22 protein-coding genes are annotated in these 23,394 nt (G+C 70.0%); 4 read left to right on the top strand and 18 right to left on the bottom strand.

What is annotated here, in order from left to right; genetic code table 11:
- Positions 1-120: 120 nt before the first annotated feature.
- On the bottom strand, positions 121-1,110 hold the full coding sequence (locus ACFM35_RS15365; RefSeq protein WP_378843612.1) for an ABC transporter substrate-binding protein: 990 nt from the start codon (positions 1,108-1,110) through the stop codon (positions 121-123).
- Between the two features lie 385 nt (positions 1,111-1,495).
- On the opposite strand from ACFM35_RS15365, the gene ACFM35_RS15360 reads away from it, so the two are divergent.
- Complete coding sequence (locus ACFM35_RS15360; protein WP_378843610.1) at positions 1,496-1,927, top strand: glucose-6-phosphate dehydrogenase; 432 nt, start codon at positions 1,496-1,498, stop codon at positions 1,925-1,927.
- Positions 1,928-1,952: 25 nt separating this feature from the next.
- Here ACFM35_RS15360 and ACFM35_RS15355 read toward each other — a convergent pair whose 3' ends face one another.
- From ACFM35_RS15355 to ACFM35_RS15330, 6 genes are all read right to left on the bottom strand, one after another.
- Positions 1,953-2,570, bottom strand: coding sequence for a DnaJ family domain-containing protein (locus ACFM35_RS15355; RefSeq protein ID WP_378843608.1), 618 nt, complete (start codon positions 2,568-2,570; stop codon positions 1,953-1,955).
- A gap of 13 nt (positions 2,571-2,583) precedes the next feature.
- Positions 2,584-3,414: an SDR family NAD(P)-dependent oxidoreductase gene (locus ACFM35_RS15350; RefSeq protein ID WP_378843606.1), complete on the bottom strand. Its 831-nt coding sequence runs from the start codon at positions 3,412-3,414 to the stop codon at positions 2,584-2,586.
- 63 nt (positions 3,415-3,477) lie between these two features.
- Positions 3,478-3,939, bottom strand: a complete 462-nt coding sequence (locus ACFM35_RS15345; RefSeq protein WP_378843604.1) for an SRPBCC family protein — start codon at positions 3,937-3,939, stop codon at positions 3,478-3,480.
- An 85-nt stretch (positions 3,940-4,024) separates the two neighbouring features.
- On the bottom strand, positions 4,025-6,205 hold the full coding sequence (locus tag ACFM35_RS15340) for a RecQ family ATP-dependent DNA helicase (protein WP_378843602.1): 2,181 nt from the start codon (positions 6,203-6,205) through the stop codon (positions 4,025-4,027).
- Between the two features lie 451 nt (positions 6,206-6,656).
- Positions 6,657-7,796 (bottom strand): Gfo/Idh/MocA family protein, encoded by a 1,140-nt coding sequence (locus ACFM35_RS15335; RefSeq protein WP_378843600.1) that lies wholly within the window; start codon positions 7,794-7,796, stop codon positions 6,657-6,659.
- Positions 7,796-8,602, bottom strand: a complete 807-nt coding sequence (locus ACFM35_RS15330; RefSeq protein ID WP_378843598.1) for a sugar phosphate isomerase/epimerase family protein — start codon at positions 8,600-8,602, stop codon at positions 7,796-7,798. The genes ACFM35_RS15335 and ACFM35_RS15330 overlap by 1 nt, the downstream gene beginning before the upstream one ends.
- 101 nt (positions 8,603-8,703) lie before the next feature.
- On the opposite strand from ACFM35_RS15330, the gene ACFM35_RS15325 reads away from it, so the two are divergent.
- Complete coding sequence (locus ACFM35_RS15325) at positions 8,704-9,321, top strand: TetR/AcrR family transcriptional regulator (RefSeq protein WP_378843596.1); 618 nt, start codon at positions 8,704-8,706, stop codon at positions 9,319-9,321.
- A 16-nt stretch (positions 9,322-9,337) separates the two neighbouring features.
- On the opposite strand, the gene ACFM35_RS15320 is transcribed toward ACFM35_RS15325, so the two are convergent.
- Both ACFM35_RS15320 and gnd read right to left on the bottom strand, forming a co-directional pair.
- The gene (locus ACFM35_RS15320) at positions 9,338-11,065 is read right to left on the bottom strand and encodes a DEAD/DEAH box helicase (protein ID WP_378843594.1); all 1,728 of its coding nucleotides are present in this window, start codon (positions 11,063-11,065) and stop codon (positions 9,338-9,340) included.
- Between the two features lie 75 nt (positions 11,066-11,140).
- Positions 11,141-12,196 (bottom strand): phosphogluconate dehydrogenase (NAD(+)-dependent, decarboxylating), encoded by a 1,056-nt coding sequence (gene gnd, locus ACFM35_RS15315; RefSeq protein ID WP_378843592.1) that lies wholly within the window; start codon positions 12,194-12,196, stop codon positions 11,141-11,143.
- 236 nt (positions 12,197-12,432) lie between these two features.
- Here gnd and ACFM35_RS15310 point away from each other — a divergent pair, with 236 nt between their 5' ends.
- Positions 12,433-12,606 carry a CsbD family protein gene (locus tag ACFM35_RS15310; protein ID WP_378843590.1) on the top strand — a complete coding sequence of 58 codons (174 nt, stop codon included), beginning with the start codon at positions 12,433-12,435 and terminating at the stop codon, positions 12,604-12,606.
- Positions 12,607-12,679: 73 nt separating this feature from the next.
- Here the strand turns inward: ACFM35_RS15310 and ACFM35_RS15305 are convergent, their stop codons facing one another.
- From ACFM35_RS15305 to ACFM35_RS15270, 8 genes are all read right to left on the bottom strand, one after another.
- Entirely contained in the window at positions 12,680-13,453 is a 774-nt protein-coding gene (locus ACFM35_RS15305; protein ID WP_378843588.1) for a glycosyltransferase family 2 protein, read from the bottom strand.
- Entirely contained in the window at positions 13,450-14,868 is a 1,419-nt protein-coding gene (locus ACFM35_RS15300) for a bifunctional PIG-L family deacetylase/class I SAM-dependent methyltransferase (RefSeq protein ID WP_378843586.1), read from the bottom strand. The genes ACFM35_RS15305 and ACFM35_RS15300 overlap by 4 nt, the downstream gene beginning before the upstream one ends.
- Entirely contained in the window at positions 14,865-15,950 is a 1,086-nt protein-coding gene (locus tag ACFM35_RS15295) for an acyl-CoA dehydrogenase (protein WP_378843584.1), read from the bottom strand. Before ACFM35_RS15295 ends, ACFM35_RS15300 begins: the two co-directional genes overlap by 4 nt.
- Before the next feature lie 86 nt (positions 15,951-16,036).
- Positions 16,037-16,531: a MarR family winged helix-turn-helix transcriptional regulator gene (locus tag ACFM35_RS15290; RefSeq protein WP_378843582.1), complete on the bottom strand. Its 495-nt coding sequence runs from the start codon at positions 16,529-16,531 to the stop codon at positions 16,037-16,039.
- 69 nt (positions 16,532-16,600) lie between these two features.
- Complete coding sequence (locus ACFM35_RS15285) at positions 16,601-16,999, bottom strand: PPOX class F420-dependent oxidoreductase (protein ID WP_378843580.1); 399 nt, start codon at positions 16,997-16,999, stop codon at positions 16,601-16,603.
- 26 nt (positions 17,000-17,025) lie between these two features.
- A complete protein-coding gene (locus ACFM35_RS15280; RefSeq protein ID WP_378843578.1) occupies positions 17,026-17,991 on the bottom strand; it encodes an LLM class F420-dependent oxidoreductase in 966 nt (321 codons plus the stop codon).
- Positions 17,992-18,130: 139 nt separating this feature from the next.
- Positions 18,131-19,240, bottom strand: coding sequence for a PIG-L deacetylase family protein (locus tag ACFM35_RS15275; RefSeq protein WP_378843576.1), 1,110 nt, complete (start codon positions 19,238-19,240; stop codon positions 18,131-18,133).
- Positions 19,241-19,457: 217 nt separating this feature from the next.
- Positions 19,458-20,786: a flavin monoamine oxidase family protein gene (locus tag ACFM35_RS15270; RefSeq protein ID WP_378843574.1), complete on the bottom strand. Its 1,329-nt coding sequence runs from the start codon at positions 20,784-20,786 to the stop codon at positions 19,458-19,460.
- A gap of 97 nt (positions 20,787-20,883) precedes the next feature.
- Here ACFM35_RS15270 and pdxH point away from each other — a divergent pair, with 97 nt between their 5' ends.
- Positions 20,884-21,555 (top strand): pyridoxamine 5'-phosphate oxidase, encoded by a 672-nt coding sequence (gene pdxH, locus ACFM35_RS15265; RefSeq protein ID WP_378843572.1) that lies wholly within the window; start codon positions 20,884-20,886, stop codon positions 21,553-21,555.
- Positions 21,556-21,594: 39 nt separating this feature from the next.
- Here the strand turns inward: pdxH and ctaD are convergent, their stop codons facing one another.
- On the bottom strand, positions 21,595-23,355 hold the full coding sequence (gene ctaD, locus ACFM35_RS15260) for an aa3-type cytochrome oxidase subunit I (RefSeq protein WP_378843570.1): 1,761 nt from the start codon (positions 23,353-23,355) through the stop codon (positions 21,595-21,597).
- Positions 23,356-23,394 lie beyond the last annotated feature (39 nt).

Here is a 23,394-nt window from a genome sequence, read left to right as displayed (position 1 = left end):
CCCTCTCAACGGGGTCGGGCGGTGTGTGTCAATCGTAGAGGTGGGGTGCGCGACCGGCGCGCACCCCACCAGGGTCAAGCGGACGTCGGGCGGGCGGATGCCGCGGCATCCGCTCGTCCGTCAGTACTGGCGGTCCGGCAGAGCCGCGACGGCCTGCTCCTGAGTGAACGTCGTCTCCTCCGTCACGATGCGCTTCTCCACCGTGCCGCCGTCGTTCAGCGTCTTGATGATGTCGACCAGCTGGGCACCGAGGAGCGGCGAGCACTCGACGATGAAGTTGATCTTGCCGTCGGCCAGGGCCTGCATGCCGTCCTTGACCGCGTCCACCGTGACGATCTTGATGTCCTGTCCCGGCACGAGACCGGCGGCCTCGATCGCCTCGATCGCGCCCAGGCCCATGTCGTCGTTGTGTGCGTAGACCAGGTCGATGTCGGGGTTGGACTTCAGCATCGCCTCCATGACCTGCTTGCCGCCGGCGCGGGTGAAGTCGCCGGTCTGGCTCGCGATGACCTTCAGGTTCGGGTTCTCCGTGATGGTCTCGGCGAAGCCTTCGGCGCGGTCGATCGCGGGCGCGGCGCCGGTCGTGCCCTCGAGCTGGACGATGTTGACGGGCGCGCTGGCGTCCTTGTACTCGTCGAGCACCCAGGCGCCGGCTTTCTTCCCCTCCTCGATGAAGTCCGAGCCGAGGAAGGAGACGTACAGCGAGTCATCGGCGGAGTCCACGGCCCGGTCGGTGAGGATCACCGGGATGTTCGCGGCCTTGGCCTCGTTCAGGACGGCGTCCCAGCCGGTCTCGACGACGGGCGAGAACGCGATGTAGTCGACGCCCTGCTGGATGTAGGACCGGATCGCCTTGATCTGATTCTCCTGCTTCTGCTGTGCGTCCGAGAACTTGAGCTCGATGTCGGCCTCGGAGAACGCGGCCTGGATGTCCTTCGTGTTGGCGGTGCGCCACCCGGACTCCGCGCCGACCTGGGCGAACCCGACGACGAGTTCGTCGAGCGCCTTCGGACCCGAGCTCGCCCCGGCGCCGGCGTCTGCGCCGCCGGCGCATCCCGCGAGTCCGATCAGCAGTGCGCCGACCGCCGCGACCGAGATGATCTTCTTCATTGCATGAACCTCCGTGTTCGTTCCGGGTAGGCGCTTCTCTGCGCTCCTGGTGCCTGGCCGCCATGGCCGTGATCAGGATGTTAGCGCTCACTGTTAGCGCTCACAAGCAGGTGGGAGCCGCCGCTCTGCAACATTCCGGTAACGGATGTGAGCGCGAACATCGGTCGAGCGCCGATCGCGCTCGCACCCTCTCCCGACCGCGTGCGCTGTCACCGGCCAGGGTCGGGACACGCCGTGCGACATGGCCGGCGCGCGGCGTGTCGCGTCCACCGATGGACGCCGCGGGTCGAGCGGAGGTCCGACGGGGTCCTGCGGGCGAGTACCGTGGAGAGTGCGATGCCCGAGCGATCCGTACGCGCGGGCGAGCGCACCAGGAGGGCACGCCATGAAGATCGTCTCCACATCCGATTGGCGCGACACGATCGCGTTCGAGACACCCGTGAGTGTCGCTGACCTGGCCCCCGGGGAGGCCACCCGCTGTTCCGTGTGCGGGAGCGACTCCGAGCTTCGCGAGCGCGACGAGCTCTGGGCCGTCAAGCACCGCCATCCGAAGCAGCACGGCGGCTTCGTCCGCTTCTACTGCGCCGACCACCTGCCCGAACCGGTCGCCGCTCCCGCGCCCGCCGCCGCGCCGGTGGCCCGGGCCCGCACAGCCGGCAGCCGTCCCCCGGCGCGCACGCCGGGAAGCTCCGAGCGCCGCGAACCCTCCGGGCGCAAGCCCCCCGTCCCCGACCACGAGCGCGCCGTGTGCCCCGACTGCTGGGTCGAGGTCAGTGCGACCGGCGAGTGCGGAATGTGCGGTCGGCAGACCGCCTGAACCCCTCCGGGTCCTCGGTCACCGGTCACCGAGGTCGGCGTGCGCGCGTCCACCTGGGCAGTCGCCGACGCGGTGTCGCTATGACGTCGACATCGGATCGTGCCCGAGTCGCAGCATCCCGCCGCTCGTTCCATTCCCGCACCCGCTCGTCCACGTCGACCGTCGGCGTCACGACGGGCGGCCCTCCGAGCAGCTGCCGCCGTGCCTCGATCACTCGGCGGTTGAAGTCCTCCAGGTGGTCGCGCACTTCCGCCTCCGAGCGCCACTGATCGATCCGCGCGTCCAGGCCGGCGTACTCGGTGCGCAGGGTGAGGGCGGGGGGACCGAGCCCCGTGAGCCCCTCCGTCTCGATCTTGCGACGCAGCCACCAGTCCGGGTCATGGGACGATCCCAGGCCGGGCAGCGGCTTGCCGGCACCCGGCAGGTTGTCGAACTCGCCCCGGCGGACGGCCTGCTGGATCGCCGTCTCGACGTACGCCGCGTGCTCCTCAGCCGAGAAGCTGCGCTCCGCGGAGGCGGGGCGAGGCGGATCGGATGCGGCGCCGTCGGGCGCCGCATCCGCTGCACCCGTCGCATCCTGCGCCGCGGCACGACCCTGGCGGTAGCGCGCCGCCGCCTCGCGCGGGTCCTGAGCCTCCTGCATGATCCCGGCCGGGTCAGCCGATCTCGAGCATCTCGGCGGAACGGTTCCAGAGCTGACGGACCAGCGCGGCATCCGACGCCATCCGGTGGGCACGGGCGCGTTTGCGGTCGACGAAGTACTCACCCGACGGGTAGTCGACGCCGGGCGCATGCTCGGCGAGGTAGACGAGGGTGTCAGCCCCCTTCTCCACCGGCGCGAGGAAGCGCTGCGCGATCTTCGACTGGTAGACGGCAGCCATCGCCGAACCCGGGTCGCCCGAGAAGTTGGATCCGATCACTCCGGGGTGGAAGGCCGTCGAGGTGACGCCCTCGTCGCGGTAACGGCGGTCGAGCTCCTTCGCGAACATCACCTGCGCGAGCTTCGCATTGCCGTAAGCACGGCGGGCGTCGTAGTTCCGCCGGGCATCGAGGTCGTCGAGGTCGAGCTTCGAGAACAATCGGCCGGCCGCGCTCGAGGTGTTGATCACCGTGCCGCCCGCGGCCACGAGGTTGTCGTGGAGCAGATGGGTGAGCAGGAACGGAGCCAGGTAGTTCACCTGGAACGTCATCTCGTGCCCGTCTTCGGTCTCGGCGCGTTCGCTGGCGAAGATGCCGCCGGCGTTGTTCGCGAGCACGTCGATCTGCGGATGCCGCGACGCCAGCTCATCGGCGAGGCGTCGGACGTCGTCGAGGTCGGAGAAGTCCGCGAGATGCGACTCGGCGCCGATCTCATCCGCGACGGCCTTGGTCTTCGGGGCGGAGCGCCCGACCACGACCACCTCATGGCCCTTGCTCGACAGCTCGCGCGCCGCCGCTGCCCCGATTCCGTCGCTGGCTCCCGTGATGACGATCGTGCGTGTGCTCATGATCGTCAACTCTGCCACGCCTGGGAGGACGCAGGACCGCGTCCGAGGCCGGTGGCGATCGAGTCAGCCGTGGACGGCGGTCTGACCGAGATGCTCCACCAGTTGGTCGAGGGCACTGTCCCACCCGTCGTAGAACTCGTCGTCCCCGCTCACCCCGTCGACGCCGCGCAGATCGAACGTCAGGCGGGTCAGCTCGCCGAGGTCATCGATGGTCACCGTGACGATGGGGGTGTCGTCCGGGTCGGCCGACGGGTCGCCCCACGTGAACACCAGGCGTCGCAGCGGCTCCACCTCCCGATAGACGCCGCCCGTGGGGTACTCCTCGCCGTCGGTCTCGTTCACCATCGTGTACGCGTACTCTCCTCCGACCCGCGCGTCGATGCGGACGGATTCCCGCGGCGTGACCAGATCACGCGGATGCCACCACTGGGCGGCCTCGTCGGCATCGGTCCACGCTTTCCAGACCTCTTCGGGGGTGGTGTCGAGCACACGCGTCAGCGTGAACCCCTTCGTCGTGTCGATCATCTGCGACTCCTCACGTCGCGGTGAACGCTAGGCGGCGGATCGACGCGGGTCAACCCCCGCGGCTCGCGCGAACGGGCGTCCTCGATCAGCCGTTCAGCGCGAGGGCGAAGGGAAGCACGGCGGAAGCGCCCGCCCGCCGGAGCTGGCGGGCAGCGACCGTGAACGTCCAGCGGCTGTCGGCGAGGTCGTCGATCAGCAGAACGGGTCCGTCCGGGACGTCGAGGCCCGACGCGTCGAAGCGGTCCCAGAGCCCGGCGAGTCGGTAGACGCTGTTGCCGCCTGGTCCGCCGCTCGGGCCGCCGTTGCGCGTACCGAGCGTACCGAGGTAGGGCAGTCTGCCCGCACTCGCAAGGCCTCGGGCGACCGACTCGATCAGCTGCGGGCGCCCGCGCGACGGCATCGCCACGACGGCCACGGGTCGGTGCTCCCACGACCAGTCGGCGAGCACCCGCACCGCGGCGTCCAAGAGTGCGGGGCTGATCGGCGCGTCTGTGACGGGCTGCGCGAAGAGCGTGCGCAGAGCCCCTCCCCAGCCGAGATCGCTCAGCCGGGACAACGCACGTCCCTCCTCGTACCGCTCGTCGGCGGCGATGCGACCCTTGGCGGGCACGCCCTGCCGGTCGGCTCCGACGGGCCACTGCGCCCGCGGCTCGATGGGCACGCCGACCCGCGCAAGAGCGCCGGCCGCAGCATCCGTCGCCTCGGACGCGACGCCGGAGTCGAACCACGCGCCGGCGCAGTTGTCGCAGCGGCCGCACCGCGCCGCGGTCGGATCGTCCAGCGTGCGCTGGAGGAACTCCATGCGGCAGTCGTCCGTGCGCTCGTAGTCGAGCATGTGCTGCTGCTCGGCCCGTCGAGCCTCGGCGATGCGCTCGTACCGCTCGGCGTCGTAGGTCCACGCGACGCCGGTGGACACCCACCCGCCCTGCACTTTGCGCACCGCGCCGTCGACGTCGAGCACCTTGAGCAGCAGCTCGAGGGGTGTGCGTCGGATGTCTACGAGGGCCTCGAGCGCCGGCGTCGAGATCGGAAGATCGCCCAGTTCGGCGATGACGCGCTCGGCGCGCTCCTGCGTCGGCATCGATGCAGTCGCGAAGTACTGCCAGATGTCGGGGTCCTCCGGACCGGGCAACAGCAGCACGTCCGCGTTCGCGGTGGCACGACCCGCACGGCCGACCTGCTGGTAGTAGGCGACGGGCGAGGACGGTGCGCCGAGGTGCACGACGAACCCGAGGTCGGGTTTGTCGAACCCCATGCCGAGCGCGCTGGTGGCCACCAGCGCCTTCACCTCGTTGGCCTTGAGCATCGCCTCCGATTCCTCCCGCTCCGCCGGGTCGGTCCTGCCCGTGTAGGCGCGCACCTCGTGGCCCGCCTCACGCAGGAGGCGGGCCGTGTCTTCGGCACCCGACACGGTGAGGCTGTAGATGATCCCCGATCCGGGCAGGTCGCCGAGGTGTGTCAGCAGCCAGGCGAGGCGGGCGCGGGCATCGGAGAGGCGCAGCACGCCCAGTCGGAGGGATGCCCGGGCCAGCGGGCCCCGGATCGTGACCACCTCCGCGTCGAGGTCGGGATCACCTCCACGCGTCGCGGCATCCGTCGTCCCACTCCCCCGGCCGAGCTGCTCGGCGATGTCGGTGACCACGCGGCTGTTGGCCGTCGCAGTGGTCGCGAGGATCGGCACGCCGGTCGGCATCTGGGCGATGAGGTCGCCGAGGCGTCGGTAGTCGGGGCGGAAGTCGTGCCCCCAGTCGCTGATGCAGTGGGCCTCGTCGACCACCAGCATCCCCATGCGGTCCACCAGGTCGGGAAGCTGCTGATCGCGGAACGCGGGGTTGTTCAGACGCTCCGGAGAGAGCAGGAGCACGTCGACGTCGTCGCGCTCGAGCGCCGCGCGCACGTCTTCCCACTCGTGGGCGTTCGTGGAGTTGATCGCGACGGCGCGCACGCCCGCCCGCTGGGCGGCCGAGATCTGGTCACGCATGAGGGCGAGCAGCGGCGAGACGAGCACCGTCGGGCCTGCCCCGCGACGGCGCAGCAGCAGGGTGGCCACGAAGTAGACCGCAGACTTGCCCCATCCCGTCCGCTGCACCACCAGCGCGCGGCGACACCCGTCGACCAGGGTCGCGATGGCCTCGAACTGGCCCTCGTGGAAGTCCACGTCGTCGCGGCCGACGAGCGTGCGGAGCGTCGCCAGTGCGGCACCGCGGGTGCCGGTCTCGGCCGGATCGGACGTCGCGGGTACGGGCGGGGCGGCGTCGGGGTTCACCCCTCGAGTCTCTCAGGATGCACCGACACGCGGCCCGACGACGGAAGCCGGGCTCCCGCCCCGGCGGTACGCGACGCCCGCCGTGCCGCGGGTGTTCCTCGCGCGACCGCGCGCGGCGTGTTCCGTTGCTGGCGCACCGCGCGCGACGTGTTCCGTTCCTCGCGCGACCGCGAACGGTCACGACGCGCCGCGGCTCACCGACCGGGCACGCGCCGAACGGCATGTCGCGACCGCTCGCGCCACGTCGGAACGCCACGAGGCGCTGCGGATGCCTCGCACGACCGCGCGCGACGGTTCCCCGCGCCACCGCGAACGGTCACGACACGCCGCGGCTCACCGACCCGAGCACGCGCCGAACGGCGTGTCGCGACCGCTCGCGCGGCGTTCGAGCGTCGGAACGCCACACCGCCACGCGCACCGCCACGCGGCACGCGGCACCGCGGCACCAGCCTCAGATCGTGCGCGCGAACGGGTCGAAGTCCGCCGAGACCGAACCGACGGCCGCGACCGTGCTCCCGACCTCCACGAACGCGCCCGAGACCACCGACTCCTCGATCGACAGGAGCGTGTCGAGCACGTGGTACCCCAGCTCGCCGCTCGCCACGTGGGGCCGACCCTCACGGATCGCGCGCGCCATGTCGAGCAGCCCGAGACCACGGCCGACCGTGACGCCGTCCTGCTCGACCTCGATCCACTCCTGCACGTTGGTCGCCGGCGGGACCTCGATCTTCTCGAGCGGACGGACGAACGCGATGCGTCCACCGAACGTGTTCGGGTCGGGGATGACGAGCGTCCCCTCGGTGCCGTTGATCTCGAACACGCCGTGGCGCCGGAGCGCCGAGTCGGTGCTGTACAGGCTCTGCGCCTGGCCCCCCTGCTCGAACCGGGTGAGCACCGACACGGTGGAGGGGATCTCGACGGGGAACTCCTGACCCGCGAGCTCGCCGACCTGCACGCGCCGGGTCGGCGTCGCCGACAGCCCGAGAGCGGCGACCGCGCCGACGGGTCCGAAGATGTGCACCAGCGCCGAGACGTAGTACGGCCCCATGTCGAGCAGCGGACCGGCACCGCGGGCGTAGAGGAACGCGGGGTTCGGGTGGAAGAGCTCCGGGCCCTGCCACTGGAACGAGGTCTGCGCGAACAGCGGGCGACCGATGTCGCCGCGCGCGATCGCGCGCTTGGCCGACTGCACGCCGGGACCGAGCACAGTGTCGGGCGCGATGCCCACCCGAAGGCCCGCGGCCGCTGCCTGCGCGAGGAGCGCGCGCGAGCTGTCGCGGTCGACGCCGATCGGCTTCTCGCTCCAGACGTGCTTTCCCGCCGCGATCGCCGCCGAAGAGACCTCGACGTGGGCCGCCGGGATCGTGAGGTTGACGACGATCTCGACGTCGGGATCATCGAGCACCGATTGCACGCTCCCCCCGGCCGGAACACCGTGCTTCGCGGCCTGCGCGCGTGCACGATCCTCGTCGAGGTCGCCGACGGCGAGCACCCTGATGTCGGGGAAGGACGAGAGGTTCTCGAGATAGGTGTCGCTGATGTTCCCGGCTCCGATGAAGCCGACGCCGACGGCATCCGATGTCGTGGCCATCAGCGGGTCGCCTGAGCTTCGAGGAACGCGCGGCTCTGACCGATCGCGTCATAGATGTCACCGTCGTACGCGTCGAACTCGACGACGGCGTATTCGACGGCGGATGCTGCGGCCAGCGCGTCCGCGAGGGGGACGCTCCCCTGTCCGGCCGGCACCTGATCGGCCGGCGGGTAGGCGGCCAGGAGCTCGGGGGCGAGGGTGCCGTCCTTGACGTGGACGGCCTTCACCCGGTCGCCGAGGCGGCCGAGGAGCGCGGGCACGTCGACTCCGGCGCGGGCGGCCCAGTACAGGTCGACCTCCAGAGCGACGTCGGCGTCGAGCAGCTCTGCGAGCACTTCGAGACCCGTGCGGCCGTCGATCGTCGCCTCGAGCTCGTGGGCGTGGTTGTGGTACCCGACGCGCAGGCCACGGGCGCGGGCGGAGGCCGCCGCGGCGTTGAGGAGCCGCGCGGTCTGTTCGATCTGCTCGCGCGTCTCCCATCGGGCGGGCGCCGTGTAGGGGTCGATGACAAGGTTCATGCCCAGCGTCTCGGCTGCCGTGAACACCTCGTCGTGGCTGGGGACCGGCACGGTCGAGCCCGAACCGTCCGGGTTCACGAACGATTCCGACGCGAGGAAGGCGTGGCCGGTGGGCGCCGCGAACCCGTACTTCGAGAACACCGCGGCGAGGGCGTCGGCACGGCGGACGAAGTCGTACGGTTCGACCGAGGTGAATCCGGCGTCGGCGATCTTGGCGAGCGTGCCGTCCATGTCGGCCTCGAGGGCGGCGTTGACGGTGAACAGCTGGACCGATGTGGTGGGCTGCATGATGTTCTTCTTCCTGGTCTCCGTTGACGGGTGATGCCGTGACGGTCCGACGCTACCAGAAGAAACCTCCACGCGGAGCTTTTGCTGAGTACAGTGGTCCCATGCCCAGAGACGCGAACGACACCGACCGCGAACGCGCGCGCGGCACGTACGCCAAGGGCATCGCCCGCCGGCAGGAGATCCTCGACCGCGCGATCGAAGTCTTCGCGGCCCGCGGCGCCGAGAAGACGTCCCTGCGGGCCATCGCCGAACGCATCGGCGTCTCGCACGCCGCCCTGACGCACTACTTCTCATCGCGCGAGCAGCTGCTCGTAGAGGTCTACCGCGAAGCCGCGAAACGTGAGGATGACCACGAGGCCACCCTTCGCGACCTCTCCCCCGTGGAGATGATGGCCGTCTCGGCCGAACGCAACCGTGAGGTGCCGGGCCTGGTGCAGCTCTACTCGACCCTCGTCGCGTCGGCCATCGAGGAAGGGCATCCGGCGGCGACCGAGTTCGCCCGCGAGCGCTTCGCCGATCTCCGCGACACACTCGCGACACAGATCGCCGACCGTCAGGAGCGCGGTCTCATGCGCCGCGACGTCGATCCGCACGCCATCGCCGCGCTCGTCATCGCGGCCTCCGACGGCCTGCAGATCCAATGGCTGCTGGACGCCGACGCCCCGCAGGACGAAGCGCTGGCCATGCTGTCACGGATGCTGGAGCCTCCGCGCTGCTGACGAAGGGCTCCCCCGTTCAGTAGCGCGGACGATCCTCGCGCTTCGCGGAGCGGGCGCCCCGGTCGAGCTGCATCTCGATCAGCTTGCCGCTGATGCGGGTGTTCTCCAGCCGCTTGAGAGTGGCCGCCGGGAGGTCTGCCGGCAGCTCGACGAGCGAGAAGTCGGGGCGGATCTGGATCGCGCCGAAGTCCTCCCGGCGCAGACCTCCCTCGTTGGCGAGCGCACCGACGATCTGGCGCGGCTCGACCTTGTGCCGACGGCCCACCGCGATCTTGTACGTCGTCATCGACCCGCCGCCGGCGCGGGGACGACGCTCAGCCCGCTCGCCGCCCGAGCGCCCGCCGTCGCGGTCACCGCGATCAGCGCGCGGGAGCGAGATCTCCTCGACCTCTTCGAACAGCTTCTGGTCGCCCTGCGCGACGACGGCGAGCGCGGCGGCGACATCCACATCGGGGACGTCGTGGTGCGCCACGTAGTGCGCGACGACATCGCGGAACTGGCTGATCTGAGCGGGGTCGGCGAGCGCCGCGGTGATCGCGTCGTCGAAGCGGGTCAAGCGCGTCGCGGTGACGTCGTCGACGCTCGGCAGCTTCATCTCGGTGAGCGGCTGGCGGGTGGCCTTCTCGATGGAGGTGAGCATGCGGCGCTCGCGCGGCGTGACGAAGCTGATGGCGGCACCCGACCGGCCGGCACGGCCGGTGCGGCCGATGCGGTGGACGTAGGACTCGGTGTCGATCGGCAGGTCGTAGTTGATGACGTGGCTGATCCGCTCGACATCGAGACCACGCGCCGCGACGTCGGTTGCCACGAGGATGTCGAGTTTGCCCGATTTGAGCTGGTTGACCGTGCGCTCGCGCTGCACCTGCGGCACGTCGCCGTTGATCGCGGCTGCCGTGTAGCCGCGGGCGCGCAGCTTCTCGGCCAGCGTCTCGGTCTCGTTCTTCGTACGCGTGAAGACGATCATGCCCTCGAAGTTCTCGACCTCGAGGATGCGCGTGAGGGCATCGACCTTCTGCGGGTACGACACCATCAGGTAGCGCTGCGTCGTGTTCGCCGAGGTCGTGGTCTTGTTCTTGACCGTGATCTCTTCGGGGTCGTGGAGGTACTGCGCCGAGATGCGCCGGATCTGCGCGGGCATCGTCGCTGAGAACAGGGCGACCTGCTTGTCGTCGGGCGTGTCCGCGAGGATCGTCTCGACGTCTTCGGCGAAGCCCATCTTGAGCATCTCGTCGGCCTCGTCGAGCACGAGGTATTTGAGCTCGGAGAGGTCGAGCGTCCCCTTGTCGAGGTGATCCATGATCCGGCCCGGGGTGCCGACGACGATGTGGACGCCGCGACGGAGCGCCGACAGCTGCTGGCCGTAGCCCTGCCCGCCGTAGACCGGCAGCACATGCACCCCACGGAGGTGCGCCGAGTAGCTCTCGAACGCCTCGCACACCTGCAGCGCGAGTTCACGCGTCGGTGCCAGCACCAGCGCCTGCGGGGTCTTCTGGGCGAGATCGAGACGCGACAGGATGGGCAGCGCGAACGCCGCGGTCTTGCCGGTGCCCGTCTGGGCGAGTCCGACGACGTCGCGCCCCTGGAGGAGCAGCGGGATCGTCGCGGCCTGGATCGCCGACGGCGTCTCGTACCCGACGTCCTTCAGCGCTTTGAGCACTCCGTCGTCGAGGCCCAGGTCTGAGAAGGTGAGCGTGGGCGGAGCATCCTGCGCCTCGAGGGTGTCGGAATCATGTGAAGAGGCCATGACGGCAACGTTAGTCGCCTCGGCTGTGCGACGTCGGTACGCCGGGAGCCGCGCGACGTCACCGTCGGGGCGGGGTCACTCGGACTCGGCCTTGCGACCGCCCGCCTCGAGCACATCGCCCGCGGGCAGCTCCTGGTGGCCGCCGAACTGCAGCCGCATCGCCGACAGCACCTGGTTGGCGAAGTGGTCCTCGCCGCGCGAGGCGAAACGCTCGAACAGGGAGGCAGCCAGCACCGGCACCGGAACCCCCACGTCGACCGCGGCCTTGACCGTCCAGCGCCCTTCACCCGAGTCCGACACCCGTCCGGCGAGGCCGTCGAGTGTGGGGTTCTCCTCGAGCGCGGCCGCAGCCAGATCCAGCAGCCAGGACGAGATGACCGATCCCCGGCGCCAGAGTTCGGTGACTTTCGGGGTGTCGATCGTGAACTGATAGAACTCCGGATCCTCCAGCGGGGCGACCTCCGCGGAGTGGTCGGCCTCGCGCACTCCGGCGTCGGCGTTGTCGAGCAGGTTGAGTCCCTCGGCGAGCGCCGCCATGATGCCGTATTCGATGCCGTTGTGCACCATCTTCACGAAGTGACCCGCGCCCGAGGGCCCGCAGTGCAGATAGCCCTGCTCCTCGGGGGCGTAGGAACCCGAACGACCGGGCGTGCGGTCGATCTCGCCCGGTCCGGGCGCGATCGTCTTGAGCACCGGCTCGATGATCTCGAACGCCTCGTCGGGGCCGCCCACCATCAGGCAGTACCCGCGGTCGAGTCCGAAGACACCGCCGCTGGTGCCCACGTCGACGTAGTGGATGCCGGTGCTCTTGAGCTTCGCCGCCCGGCGCACGTCGTCGCGATAGTTCGAGTTGCCGCCGTCGATGATGATGTCGCCCGGCTCGAGCACCTCGGCGACCTGGTCAACGACCATGCCGGTGAGTCCGGCGGGGATCATGAGCCAGACCACCCGGGGCGTCTGCAGCTTCGAGACGAAGTCCGCGATGCTGTCACCGCCGACCGCTCCCTCGTCGACCAGTGAGGCCACCGAGGCGGGGTTGACGTCGTACACGACGCACTCGTGTCCGTCGCGCATCAGTCGGCGCACGATGTTCGCGCCCATCCGGCCGAGGCCGACCATTCCCAGCTGCATCGCCACTCCCTACGTTCGGTGTCGAGGCGAGCCTACGCCGCGAAATGCGCAGTCCGATGGATGTGCACCGTGCGCAGCATCCGCGCATCTTCTTGTCACAGAGGTCCGCGGCTGTCAATCCCATCCGATTGACAGGGTCGGTGCCGATAATGAGGAACGCGCGGGGTTGCACGAGCTTCTCCGGGCATCGGAAGGCGATGAGAACATCATCGCCGAGCCAACGGAAGGAGCTCACTATGGGCTTGGACGACAAGATCAAGAACGCCGCTGAAGACCTCGGCGGCAAGGTCAAAGAGGGTGCCGGCAAGGTCACCGGCAACGAGAAGCTCGAAGCGGAAGGCCAGACCGATCAGGTCGCGGCCGACGCGAAGAAGGCCGGCGAGAACGTGAAGGACGCGTTCAAGCACTGAGCCTCTGGAATGCCCGGTGCGGAGTCATCCGTGCCGGGCATTTCCGCGTCCGGGCGGCTCAGCCGTCTCGTGGTCAGCCCGCGCGCTCCTCGGCGTCGAGGAGCTCCTCGGCCCGCGGGGACGGGCTCGTCTCCGCGGAACCCGCCCCTCCGAAGTGGGCGGCCTGTTCGCGCACGAACGCCGCGTAGCCACCGGGCGTGCGTCCGAAGAGCCGCCCCGAGGTGAGGACCTCCGCTCGTCCTGACGCGGCGATGCGGGCGCCGCGGCGCCGGCAGCTCGCGACGAGCTGGGCGTCCTCGTGTTCGGTCACCGAAGCGAAGCCCCCCGCGGCGAGATATGTGGACGCGCGGATGCCGAGGTTCGCGCCGTGCACGTTGCCGACCCCGCGCCCTCCCGCGTGCGTTTCGATCCAGTGCTCCCGATGGGCCGCGGTGAGGTCGGCGAAATCGGGACGCACGGTTCCGAGGAAGACGTCGGCGCCCCGGTGCGCGGCGGCCAGCTGGGTCGTCAGCCACCCGGCCGGCACCTCGGAGTCACCGTCCGTGTGCGCCGTCCAGATGCTCTCCCGCGGGATGCCGCGGAGCGCCTGCAGCGCCGAGGCCGTGCCCACCGCCCGCGCCCGCCCGACGGCGTTCGCGGTGATGGGCAGACCGACGAGCCGGTGCGCACGTACGAGGGCCGGCGACTGGTCGGTGCAGTCGTCGAGCACGACGCGCACGATGACCTGCACCGACGGATCGACCTCGCGGACCGCGGCGCGGACGGCCAGCAGGCACCGGTGCAGAAGCGCCGCCTCATCGTGCACCGGGATCACGACGGCGACAGCCCGGATGACATCGGTGCTCATATCAGCCGCTCCCGTCGTGCGACCGAGACCGCCGGGCGGAACTCGAACACGTCGAGCACGAAGTCGCTCTCGAGATGGCGCACGCTCGCCTCCCACTCGGGCCGTGCCCGCAGCGCCCGGTGGACGTCATCGCCGTTCTGCGGGTACGCCGCCACCGGATGCCGCCAGTGCACCGCCACGACACGGCCGTTCGCGCTCAAGGACGCGTGCATCCGATCGATGAGTTCGGCCAGACGGTCCGGCGAGAGGTAGTACCCGACCTCCGACAGCACGATCGTGTCGAAGGAGCCCTCCGGCCAATCGCGCGGGACGGTCGCGAGCTCGACGCTGACGTGCGCGAGCGACGCGACACGCTCGCGGCAGCGGCGCACCGCGGCCTCCGCCGCATCCAGGGCGATGACGCTCGTCGCGCGCGCGGCGAGCTGCTCCGTGACCATTCCCGTCGAGCAGCCGATCTCCAGCGTCGCACCCAACTCGCGAGTGGGGAGGGCAGCGAGCAGGATGCTGCGCTTGCGCTCCTCGTACCATCGGGTCTCGAACCCCCAGGGGTCGTCCCCGTTGCGCGCGTAGAACTCGTCGAACCACGTGGCGTCGAGCGACGCGAGCGCGTCGACGTCGGTCTCCGCGATGAAGACCTCGGTCGCGCGCTCGAAGTGCGCCCGCATGCGGTCGTGGACGACCGCCTCGTCGCCCTTCGCAGCGGAGAGAGCCTGGACCTGGCTCGTGTGCAGCTGGATGGCCGCCGCTTTGACGCGACGTTCCTCGGGCGATAGCTCGACCGCGCGGGCCGCGAGCGACGGGAGGTCCGACGGCGCGCCCCAATGCCACAGCCAGATCGGGTAGCCGAAGGACGCGAGCCCGCGCGCCGCGCACGCGGCGACCACGATCTCGCCGGCGATGCGGTGGTCGCGATGCCCGTCGCCCGTCCAGGGCGCGACCACGACGATGTCGGACGCGACCCCGTGTCGACCGCCCTCACCTCGGTCCGCGTCGTCGAATGAGGCCGCGAGCCCGTCGAGGATCCCGTCGATCGCGGTACGCAGAACGCCGGCGTGCTCGCGCAGCCCGCCGTCGGGCAGCCCCAGGAAGTGCAGGCGGGCGCCGGGCGCCACCAGGTCGACGGCGCGGACGACCTCGCCGCGCCGGTCGCGCGCGAGCGCGCCCGGCGTATGCGTCGGCGAGTCGGGGTGCGACGCCGCGCCGTCTGTCGCGACCACCACGGTGACGGTTCCGCCTGCCGCCCGGACCCTCTGCATCACGCCTGCGGCGCCGAGGGTCTCGTCGTCGGGGTGCGCTGCGACCACGACGAGGCTCTGCACGCTCTCGGGAAAGGGCCGCAACGCGACACCGCCGAGGTGCTCCGCCCACACCGTCTCGTCCGTGCCGGGGTCGAGGTGACTGAAGGCCGGGATCATGAGTTCTCCCCGGTCGGGGCCAAGAGACGACCCAGACGGGCCGCGTCACGCTCACCGTGATGCTGGCGCAGGTAGAGATGCAGGTCGGCGACCCGCCGCGGGTACGCGTCGGCTTCGACCAGCGGCGCCGGACCGAGCGCAGCATCCGCTTCTGTCAACACTGCGGTCACCGCCGCCGCCACGATGTTGCGCACGCGCGCGGCCAGCATCCTCGGGTCGGGCGCGTCGGCAGGGTCGGCAGCGCGGTCGACGAGAGCGGATGCCTCGCGCAGCGCGGCGCGGGCCGCCCACAGTGCCGCATCCGCACGACCCAGATGCGCGAACGCGAGCTGGTCGGCGCGCTCCGATGCGGCCGCCGACGCGAGCAGGTCGATGAACGGGAGAGCCGCGCCCCACCAGACGGCGGCGACCGAGATCCCGCCCCACGCGAAGCCGGGCCGCTGCAGGTACCACTCCGGGTCTCCCACGGCCACGGCCGGCGTGCCCGCGAAATCGACGGGGGCGCTGACCACCTGCGTCAACCCGCGCGGATGCCACGGACCCGCGTGCGTCGTCACCGTGGGATCGCTCAGGGCGACGGCGAACAGCCCTCGACGGCCGTCCTCGAGCGTGGCGGTCACGAGCGCGTGGGAGAGGAACCCCGCGAGCGAGCACCAGGCCTTGCGACCTTCGAGCCGCCAGGCGTCTCCGTCGGGCCTCACCGTCAGTCGCGCGCCGGGCGCCTCGGCGGCGAAGACGCCCCACGATGATGAGGCGTCGGCCCGGATGGCCGCCACGCCCCGCGGATCGCGGTCGGCACGATGTGCGGCGCCCGCCTGCTGCAGGATCGACAGCGCATCCAGATGAGGTTCCAGCATGCGTCCGGCCGCGACGTCGAGGGCGGCGGTCGCGGCCAGCAGGTCCCACAACTCCGTGGTGCGGCCCGTCGCGATCGGAGGCGTGTCCTGGGCCACCTCGACGCACCAGCGCAGGGTCGCCTCGACATCCACACCGAATCCGGGGACCGCACGTGCCGCATCGATGGCGGCCCGCACGAACGGGGTCGTGGGACCGAGCGAGTGAGTCCTGTGACTCCGAGTCATGAACGGCGACCTCCTACCGCGACGTTAACCGTCGGGGCGGGAGTGCGATCCGGGGTTGACAATCGCCGCCCGGGAACGCAGAAAGCTCAGTCGGTGGCGAGAGCTCGGAGCAGACGGACCAGTGCGGCGCGGTCGGCGGGCGTCAGACCGCTCAGCTCGGCGGCCTCACGGCGGACGAGCTCGGTCATGGCGGCATCGACGTGGGCAGCGCCCTCCGACGTCAGCCGGACCAGCACGCTCCGGCCGTCGTTCGGATTGGGCATGCGGGTGATGAACCGGCGCTCGGAGAGGTTGGTCAGCCGATTGGTCATCGCCGCGCTGCCGATCATCGTGAGGTCGACCAGCTGGGTCGCGGTGAGCTCGTGGGGCGGCTCCGCCCTGCCGAGGGCGGCCAGCACATCGAACTCCCACGAGGAGAGCCCCGCGGTGCGGAACGCCTCCGCCCGCAGTCGCGCGAGACGCAGTGATGCACGACGCAGCCGCGACATCACGTCCAGCGGCGTCAGGTCCACCTCGGGCAGCCGGCGCGACCAGGCGTCGATCAGAAGGTCGACTTCGTCATCGGGATACGCGGAGGCCACGAAACGACCGTACCGCGCCGACACGCTCCGGGACGCGGCATCCGCTCGACGCGCGCCGCGGGATCCGGTTCAGGACCGCTCGAGCAGCCCGGACGATCCGAGCACCTGCGCCGGCTCGAGGCGGATGACGACCCTCCGCGGGTTCACGCTCGGCTGCCGATAGCGCGCCGCGTACAGCTCCACGGCGCGAGCGACGGCGGCGGGCTCGCGTTCGATCGTGGCGTGGCCGGCGACCGTGAGCCACTGCGGTCCTGCGACCTGGCTGATCGTCGCGCGCGGGTCGCGCTCGATGTTCCGCACTTTCTGCGTCGCGTCGCTCGTGATGACCCGCAGGATGCCGTCGTCAACCGTGAACCCCACCGCGACCACGTGGATCAGACCGGACGGGCCGATCGTCGACAGGGTGGCGAGGTGGCGGTCGCGGACGAACTGCTCACCGTCGGAGCTGAGGCGCAGGATCGACGTCATGCGTCCATCCTCGCGCCTCACCCGGCCTACAGGGCGCGCAGTCGCTCGAGGAGCGGACCGGCGGCTTCGGCCAGGAAGCGCGCCTGCGCCTCATCGCCGACCTGCACGATCGCGACGTCGGTGAAGCCGGCCTCGACGTACTCCTGCACAGCCTCGGCGATCTTGTCGAGATCGGGGCCGCAGGGCATCGACTCGGCCACGTCCTCCGGGCGCACGAACGCGCTCGCGCCGGCGAATCCCGCAGGAGTCGGCAGATCGGCGTTGACCGACCAGCCGCCGGCGAACCAGCGGAACTGATCGTGCGCGCGAGCGATGGCGGTCTTCTCGTCGGGGTCCCAGCTGATCGGGATCTGGCCGATCTTGCGCGAACCCGGGCCGTGCGTCTCGTTCCACCCCGTGATGAGGTCCGCGTCGGGTTCGACGGCGACGAGGTGGTCGGCGAGCGGGGCGAACCTCTCGATCGACCGGTCGCCGGAAACGGCCACCCCGATCGGCACGGGGGTCTCGGGGACGTCCCAGATGCGCGCGGAATCGACGCGGAAGTACTCGCCCTCCCAGGTCGTCAACTCGCCCGTGTGCAGCTCTCGGATGATCTCGATCGCCTCCTGCAGCATGTCCTGACGCACCGCCACCGAGGGCCACCCCTCGCCGATGACGTGCTCGTTCAGGTTCTCGCCCGACCCCAGTCCGAGGATGAAACGGCCCTCCGACAGGATCTGGAGCGTCGCGGACTGCTGGGCCACGAGCGCAGGGTGGTACCGCATCGTGGGGCACGTGACGTACGTCATGAGCTCGACCTTCGAGGTGGCCTGCGCCACGGCGCCGAGAGTCACCCACGCGTTCGGCGCGTGTCCCTGGCTGGTCAGCCACGGTGAGAAGTGATCGCTCGAGACCTCGAAATCGTACCCGAGCTCCTCCGCGGCCACGGCGTACCGCACGAGCTCCCGCGGACCGCTCTGCTCCGTCATCAACGTGTACCCGAACCGTGCCATCGAAAGATCCTCTCGCCGAACTCCTGTGTCAGCAGTGTCGCCCCTGAGCTCGCCGGCGGGCAGGGACTTGACCGGCGGGGGCTGATCTGCAGAGACGTGCGGATGCTGCGCGCGCGGTGCTCGGAGAGGCCGGGCGCGCTCAGCCGGTGGGGAAGAGCTCGACCTCGGTCTTCGCGTAGTGCCGTTGGAGCATCGGGCCGAATCTGCTCTTGGTCAGGCACACGGTATCGGTTTCGCATTTCACGACCGAGTCCTGCGACGAGTACACGCGGAACGCCTCGATCTTCCGGGTGAGAGCGCCGCCGTCGACGTTGGGGGCGAGGTTCGCCGTCGGGTAGCCGATGACGTAGTGGACGGCGTCCGCGGGGTAGGAGATCTGATGCCAGGCCGCGCGGGTGATGGTGCCGGTCGCCGAGTGGTCGGGGTGGTCGCCCGTGGACCATTCCGTCGCCTCCACGGGAATACTCGTGTAGAGCGCGTTGGCGTGGTACGCGGTGATCAGCTCCCCCACGCTGGCGATCAGGGCGGGCAGCGTGATGGGCGCTCCCCCGCCCACCGGCGTGAGTGCCGCGATCTCGCCCGAGAGCAGCTCCGGCAGGCTCACGCCGCCGGTCGCGGGAAATCCGCGACCCGTCAGGTTGCCGTCGGGGAGACGCAGGAAGGTGATCGTCACATCGGGGTCGTTCTCGGGCGACCACTGGCTGGCGACCACGCCGGTCAGAAGGGTGACGCGCTTCTCGGCCCAGAACCCCTGCTGGCCCCGCATGGTGTTGTACGCCCGGAGGATGCCGAGCTCGCGGCCCTTCGCGTACGCGTCGCCCTTGCCGGCATCGGCCCCGGTCAGGAAGACGGTGCGCACGCAGTTGCCCGCGTCGAAGGCTTCATCGAGCGCGGGGTTCATGAACAGCAGGTCGTCGTCGTAGTGCGCCCACACCGACATGGTCACCGGCGTCGCGCAGATGGTGTCTGCCGGCGACACCGGAGCGGGCGGAGGCGGCGGGGGTGGCGGAGGTGGGGGCGGCGGAGGCGGCGGAGGCGGTGGTGTGGGCACCTGGGTCACGTCCGGATGAGAGATCGTGCTGGCGCTCGGGCTCGGCGACCCGTCGGAGGAGGCGCCGGTCGCGGACGTGCCCAGAAGCGCCACCGTGGCCGTACCCGCTCCCGCGAGGACCACGACCAGGCCCGCGATCAGCAGGATCGCCCGGTAGGGCCTTCGGCGCTTCGGTGCGCGCACGCTCGTCCGCGGCATCAGACCTCCCCCACGGCAATCTCGACGCTGAAGTCTCGCACAGATCACGGACGAAGCCCGACATTGTAGGCGCGGAAGAAACGGCAGGGGCCGGATCGACGATTTGATTTCGTGATCAGTCCGCCGGCGCGCCACCCGGGCGTTGCGACGCGTTCATCCGCATCTCAGCGGGGCGCGGTGGGCCATCTCGCCGATCCCCTCCGGCTGTGGTCGGCTGTCAGCGAGGGGCCCAGAGCTGGTCAACGGCGATGTCGCGGCCGAGGATGCGAGAGGCCGCGCGATGGCCCGAGCACAGGGCGGCGGTGACCGTCGCCGGGTCGTCGGTCCAGGTCGCCTCACCCGCGATGTGCAGCACGTCGCCGATCGGGGTGGCGAGGATGTCGTGGTCGTCGGGCGTCGCCCCGACCACCATGTAGGCGTAGGACCCGCGTGCGTACGGGTCGTCCTGCCAGGACGTGATGTGGGCGTGAGTCGGCGTCTGCACCCTCCCGCCGTACAGACGGCGCAACTCGCCGAGGACCGAGTGCACGACCTGCTCCGCTCTCCATTCCCGGGTCTCGTGGGCGGCCGGCCCCGCCGCGAAGGTCAGCAGGGTCGGCACCCCGTCCAGCGCGGTCAGGTCGTACCAGGAGTGCCACCATGCGGCGGTCGGCCCCTGCTGACGGATCGCGTAGACGTCGTCATCCCAGAACTTCTTCGGAAATCGCAGGAACACCTTTTCGAAGGCATTCATCTCGAGTCGGGCTGCGGCGCCCGCCACGGGGTCGGGCAGAGGGGGGTCGATCACGAAGTCCGCGGACTTCAGCACCCCGATCGGCACCGTCACCACCCCGTGTCGGGCGATGAACTCGCCACGGTCGGTCGTGACCGACACGCCGTCGGGCGACCACTGCACGCGCGTGACGGCATGTTCGAGCCGGACGTCTACGCCGTCGGCGAGTCGCGCCGGGAGCTGGTCGTACCCCTCCGGGAAGACCACTTCGTCACCGTCGATGGAATCGTCGTCGAGTCCATGCGCATCGAGATCGGCGATCCACACGCCGTACTGCTCCTCGGACCGGTGCCGGAAATACTCCCGGGCCCGCTCGGTGCGCGCGTCATCCCACCCCTGGGCCGCGAGGGCCTCTTCGGTGACATCGAGATACGAGCTTCCGGGAGCCGACGCGGCGATCGCCCCGACGAGCGCGGCGTCCACGGCGTGGATGTCGGCGACGTAGCGCGCCGTCGCTGCGGCGTCCAGACGCTGCCCGGCCGGATCGTAGTAGGCGATCGGACGACTATCGGGCTGATACCCGCCGACGGTGAACTCCATCGTCGGAAGACCGAACGCGCGGGCAGCATCCGCCACCGGGCTGTCGTCGATCCCATGGATCCACGACGCACCCAGATCGGTGACCAGTCCGTCGGTGCGGTCGGTCCAGACCCGTCCGCCGATGCGATCCCGCGCCTCGAGCACGATGACCGATCGCCCCTCACCCGCAAGCAGGCGGGCGGCGGTCAAGCCCGCGACACCCGCGCCGACGATGATCGTGTCGACCTCGCTCATCGAGCACTCCTTCGCGTCGAGATGACGGTCGCAGTGCCGCCCGAGGTCAGCGTAACGGCCCGGCCGCGCCCCTCGCGCGCGGGCTTAGGGTCGAGGTGTGACTGACCAGGAACCCGGCCCGGACGACGCCCTCACGCGCCACACCGACTACGGCGTCGAGCGTCTCGAAGAGGCCGATCTCGCGGCAGACCCCGTCACGCAGTTCCGGCGCTGGTTGACCGATGCTGCGGACCGCGATGTCTACGAGCCCAACGCCATGGTGCTCGGGACCGTCGGCGCCGACGGCACCCCGTCGAGCCGGACCGTGCTGCTGCGCGGGGTCGACGAGGCGGGATTCGTGTTCTACACCGACCGGTCGTCCCGCAAGGGTCTCGCCATCGACGCGCATCCCACGGTGACGCTGCTCTTCCCCTGGTACGTGATGCACCGCCAGGTGATCGTCACCGGCGACGTGACCACGGTGACGGACGCGGAGTCCGATGCGTACTGGACGAGCAGGCCCCACGGCTCGCGCATCGCAGGGACGGCCAGCGCGCAATCGCGGCCCCTCGCCGCGCGGTCCGATCTCGAGCAGCGGGTGCGCGACCTGGAAGCGCAGTACCCCGAGGACGTCGACGTGCCGAGGCCGGACCGGTGGGGCGGTTATCGCGTCCGCGCGTCGCGCGTGGAGTTCTGGCAGGGCCGCACCTCGCGCCTGCACGATCGCCTCGTCTTCGCACGCGATCCCGGCGATGCGGGTCGCTGGACGGTGGAGCGGCTGCAGCCCTGAGCACCTCGGGTGCTCCGTCGGAGAACGACACGCAGCGCCCTACTTCATGCCTCCGCCGTCCGCGTCCCGTACGGGGGCCTGCGGCGCGTCCTTGGGTCCCACTCCGACGGGCAGTCCGGCCTCGGGGTGGTTGAGATCGAAGGCGGGGCGCTCGCTGCGGATGCGCGGGATCGACGTGAAGTTGTGCCGCGGCGGCGGGCACGACGTCGCCCATTCCAATGACGCGCCATATCCCCACGGGTCGTTCACCGTGATCTTCGGCGCCTTCCGCGCGGTGACCCACACGTTGTAGAGGAACGGGATCATGGATGCGCCGAGGAGAAGCGATCCGACGGTCGAGACCTGATTGCCCCACGTGAAGCCGTCGGCGTCGGAGTAGTCCGCATAACGCCGGTTCATCCCGTCCGCTCCCAGCCAGTGCTGGATGAGGAAGGTCATGTGGAAGCCGACGAACAGCATCCAGAAGTGGATGTACCCCAGGCGCTCGTTCAGCATGCGGCCGGTGAACTTCGGCCACCAGAAGTAGAAGCCCGCGAACATCGCGAACACGACCGTCCCGAACACCACGTAGTGGAAGTGCGCGACGACGAAATACGTGTCGGAGACGTGGAAATCCAGCGGCGGCGACGCGAGGATCACTCCGGTGAGTCCTCCGAAAACGAAGGTCACGAGGAAGCCGAGGGCGAAGACGATGGGCGTCTCGAAGGTCAGCGAGCCGCCCCACATGGTGCCGATCCAGTTGAAGATCTTCACCCCGGTGGGCACGGCGATCAGCATCGTCATGAGGGCGAAGAACGGCAGCAGCACCGAGCCCGTCACATACATGTGGTGCGCCCACACCGCCACCGACAGGGCCGCGATCGCGATCGTCGCGTACACCAGGGTCTTGTACCCGAAGATCGGCTTCCGGCTGAACACCGGGAAGATCTCCGACACGATCCCGAAGAACGGCAAGGCGATGATGTACACCTCCGGATGCCCGAAGAACCAGAACAAGTGCTGCCACAACAGCACCCCGCCATTGGCCGGATCGTAGATGTGCGATCCCAGCACACGATCGGCGGCGGCAGCGAGGATCGCCGCCGCGAACACCGGAAAAGCCACGAGGACCAGGATGCTGGTGATGAGCGTGTTCCACGTGAAGATCGGCATGCGCCACATGGTCATTCCGGGCGCGCGCATCGTGATGATCGTCGTGATGAAGTTCACCGCACCGAGGATCGTTCCGAACCCGCTCATCCCCAATCCCAGCATCCACAGGTTTCCGCCCGCGCCGGGGGTGAATGTGGCGCTGGCGAGCGGCTGATACGCCGTCCAGCCGAACGACGCCGACCCCTGCGGCGTGAGGAAGCCCGAGACCGCGATGGTGGAGCCGAACAGGAACAGCCAGAACGCGAACGCGTTCAGCCGCGGGAACGCGACATCGGGCGCACCGATCTGCAAAGGCATGATCACGTTCGCGAAACCCGCGAACAACGGCGTCGCGAACATCAGCAGCATGATCGTGCCGTGCATCGTGAACAGCTGGTTGTACTGCTCCTTGGTCGGGACGATCTGGATTCCCGGCTCGTACAGTTCCGCCCGGATGAGAAGCGCCATCACACCCGCGAACATGAAGAACACCACCGACGAGATCAGGTACATGTATCCGATCGTCTTGTGGTCGGTGGACGTGATCCACTTGACGACGATGTTGCCCTTCTGCTCGACACGCGTCGAACTCAGAAGAGCCGCCTGCCGCGCCGGCAGCGTGGTCGGACGACCCTGCGCCGCAGGAGCCTGCTCCGTGGTGTCTGTCATCGTCGTTCCCTCTGTGCGCGTCGGAACCGGGTGGCGGGG

It is taken from the genome of Microbacterium songi (genome assembly GCF_042747925.1).
Lineage (GTDB): Bacteria > Actinomycetota > Actinomycetes > Actinomycetales > Microbacteriaceae > Microbacterium.
Note: the sequence above shows the minus strand (reverse complement) of the source record. Positions and strands in the feature narration are given on the sequence as shown.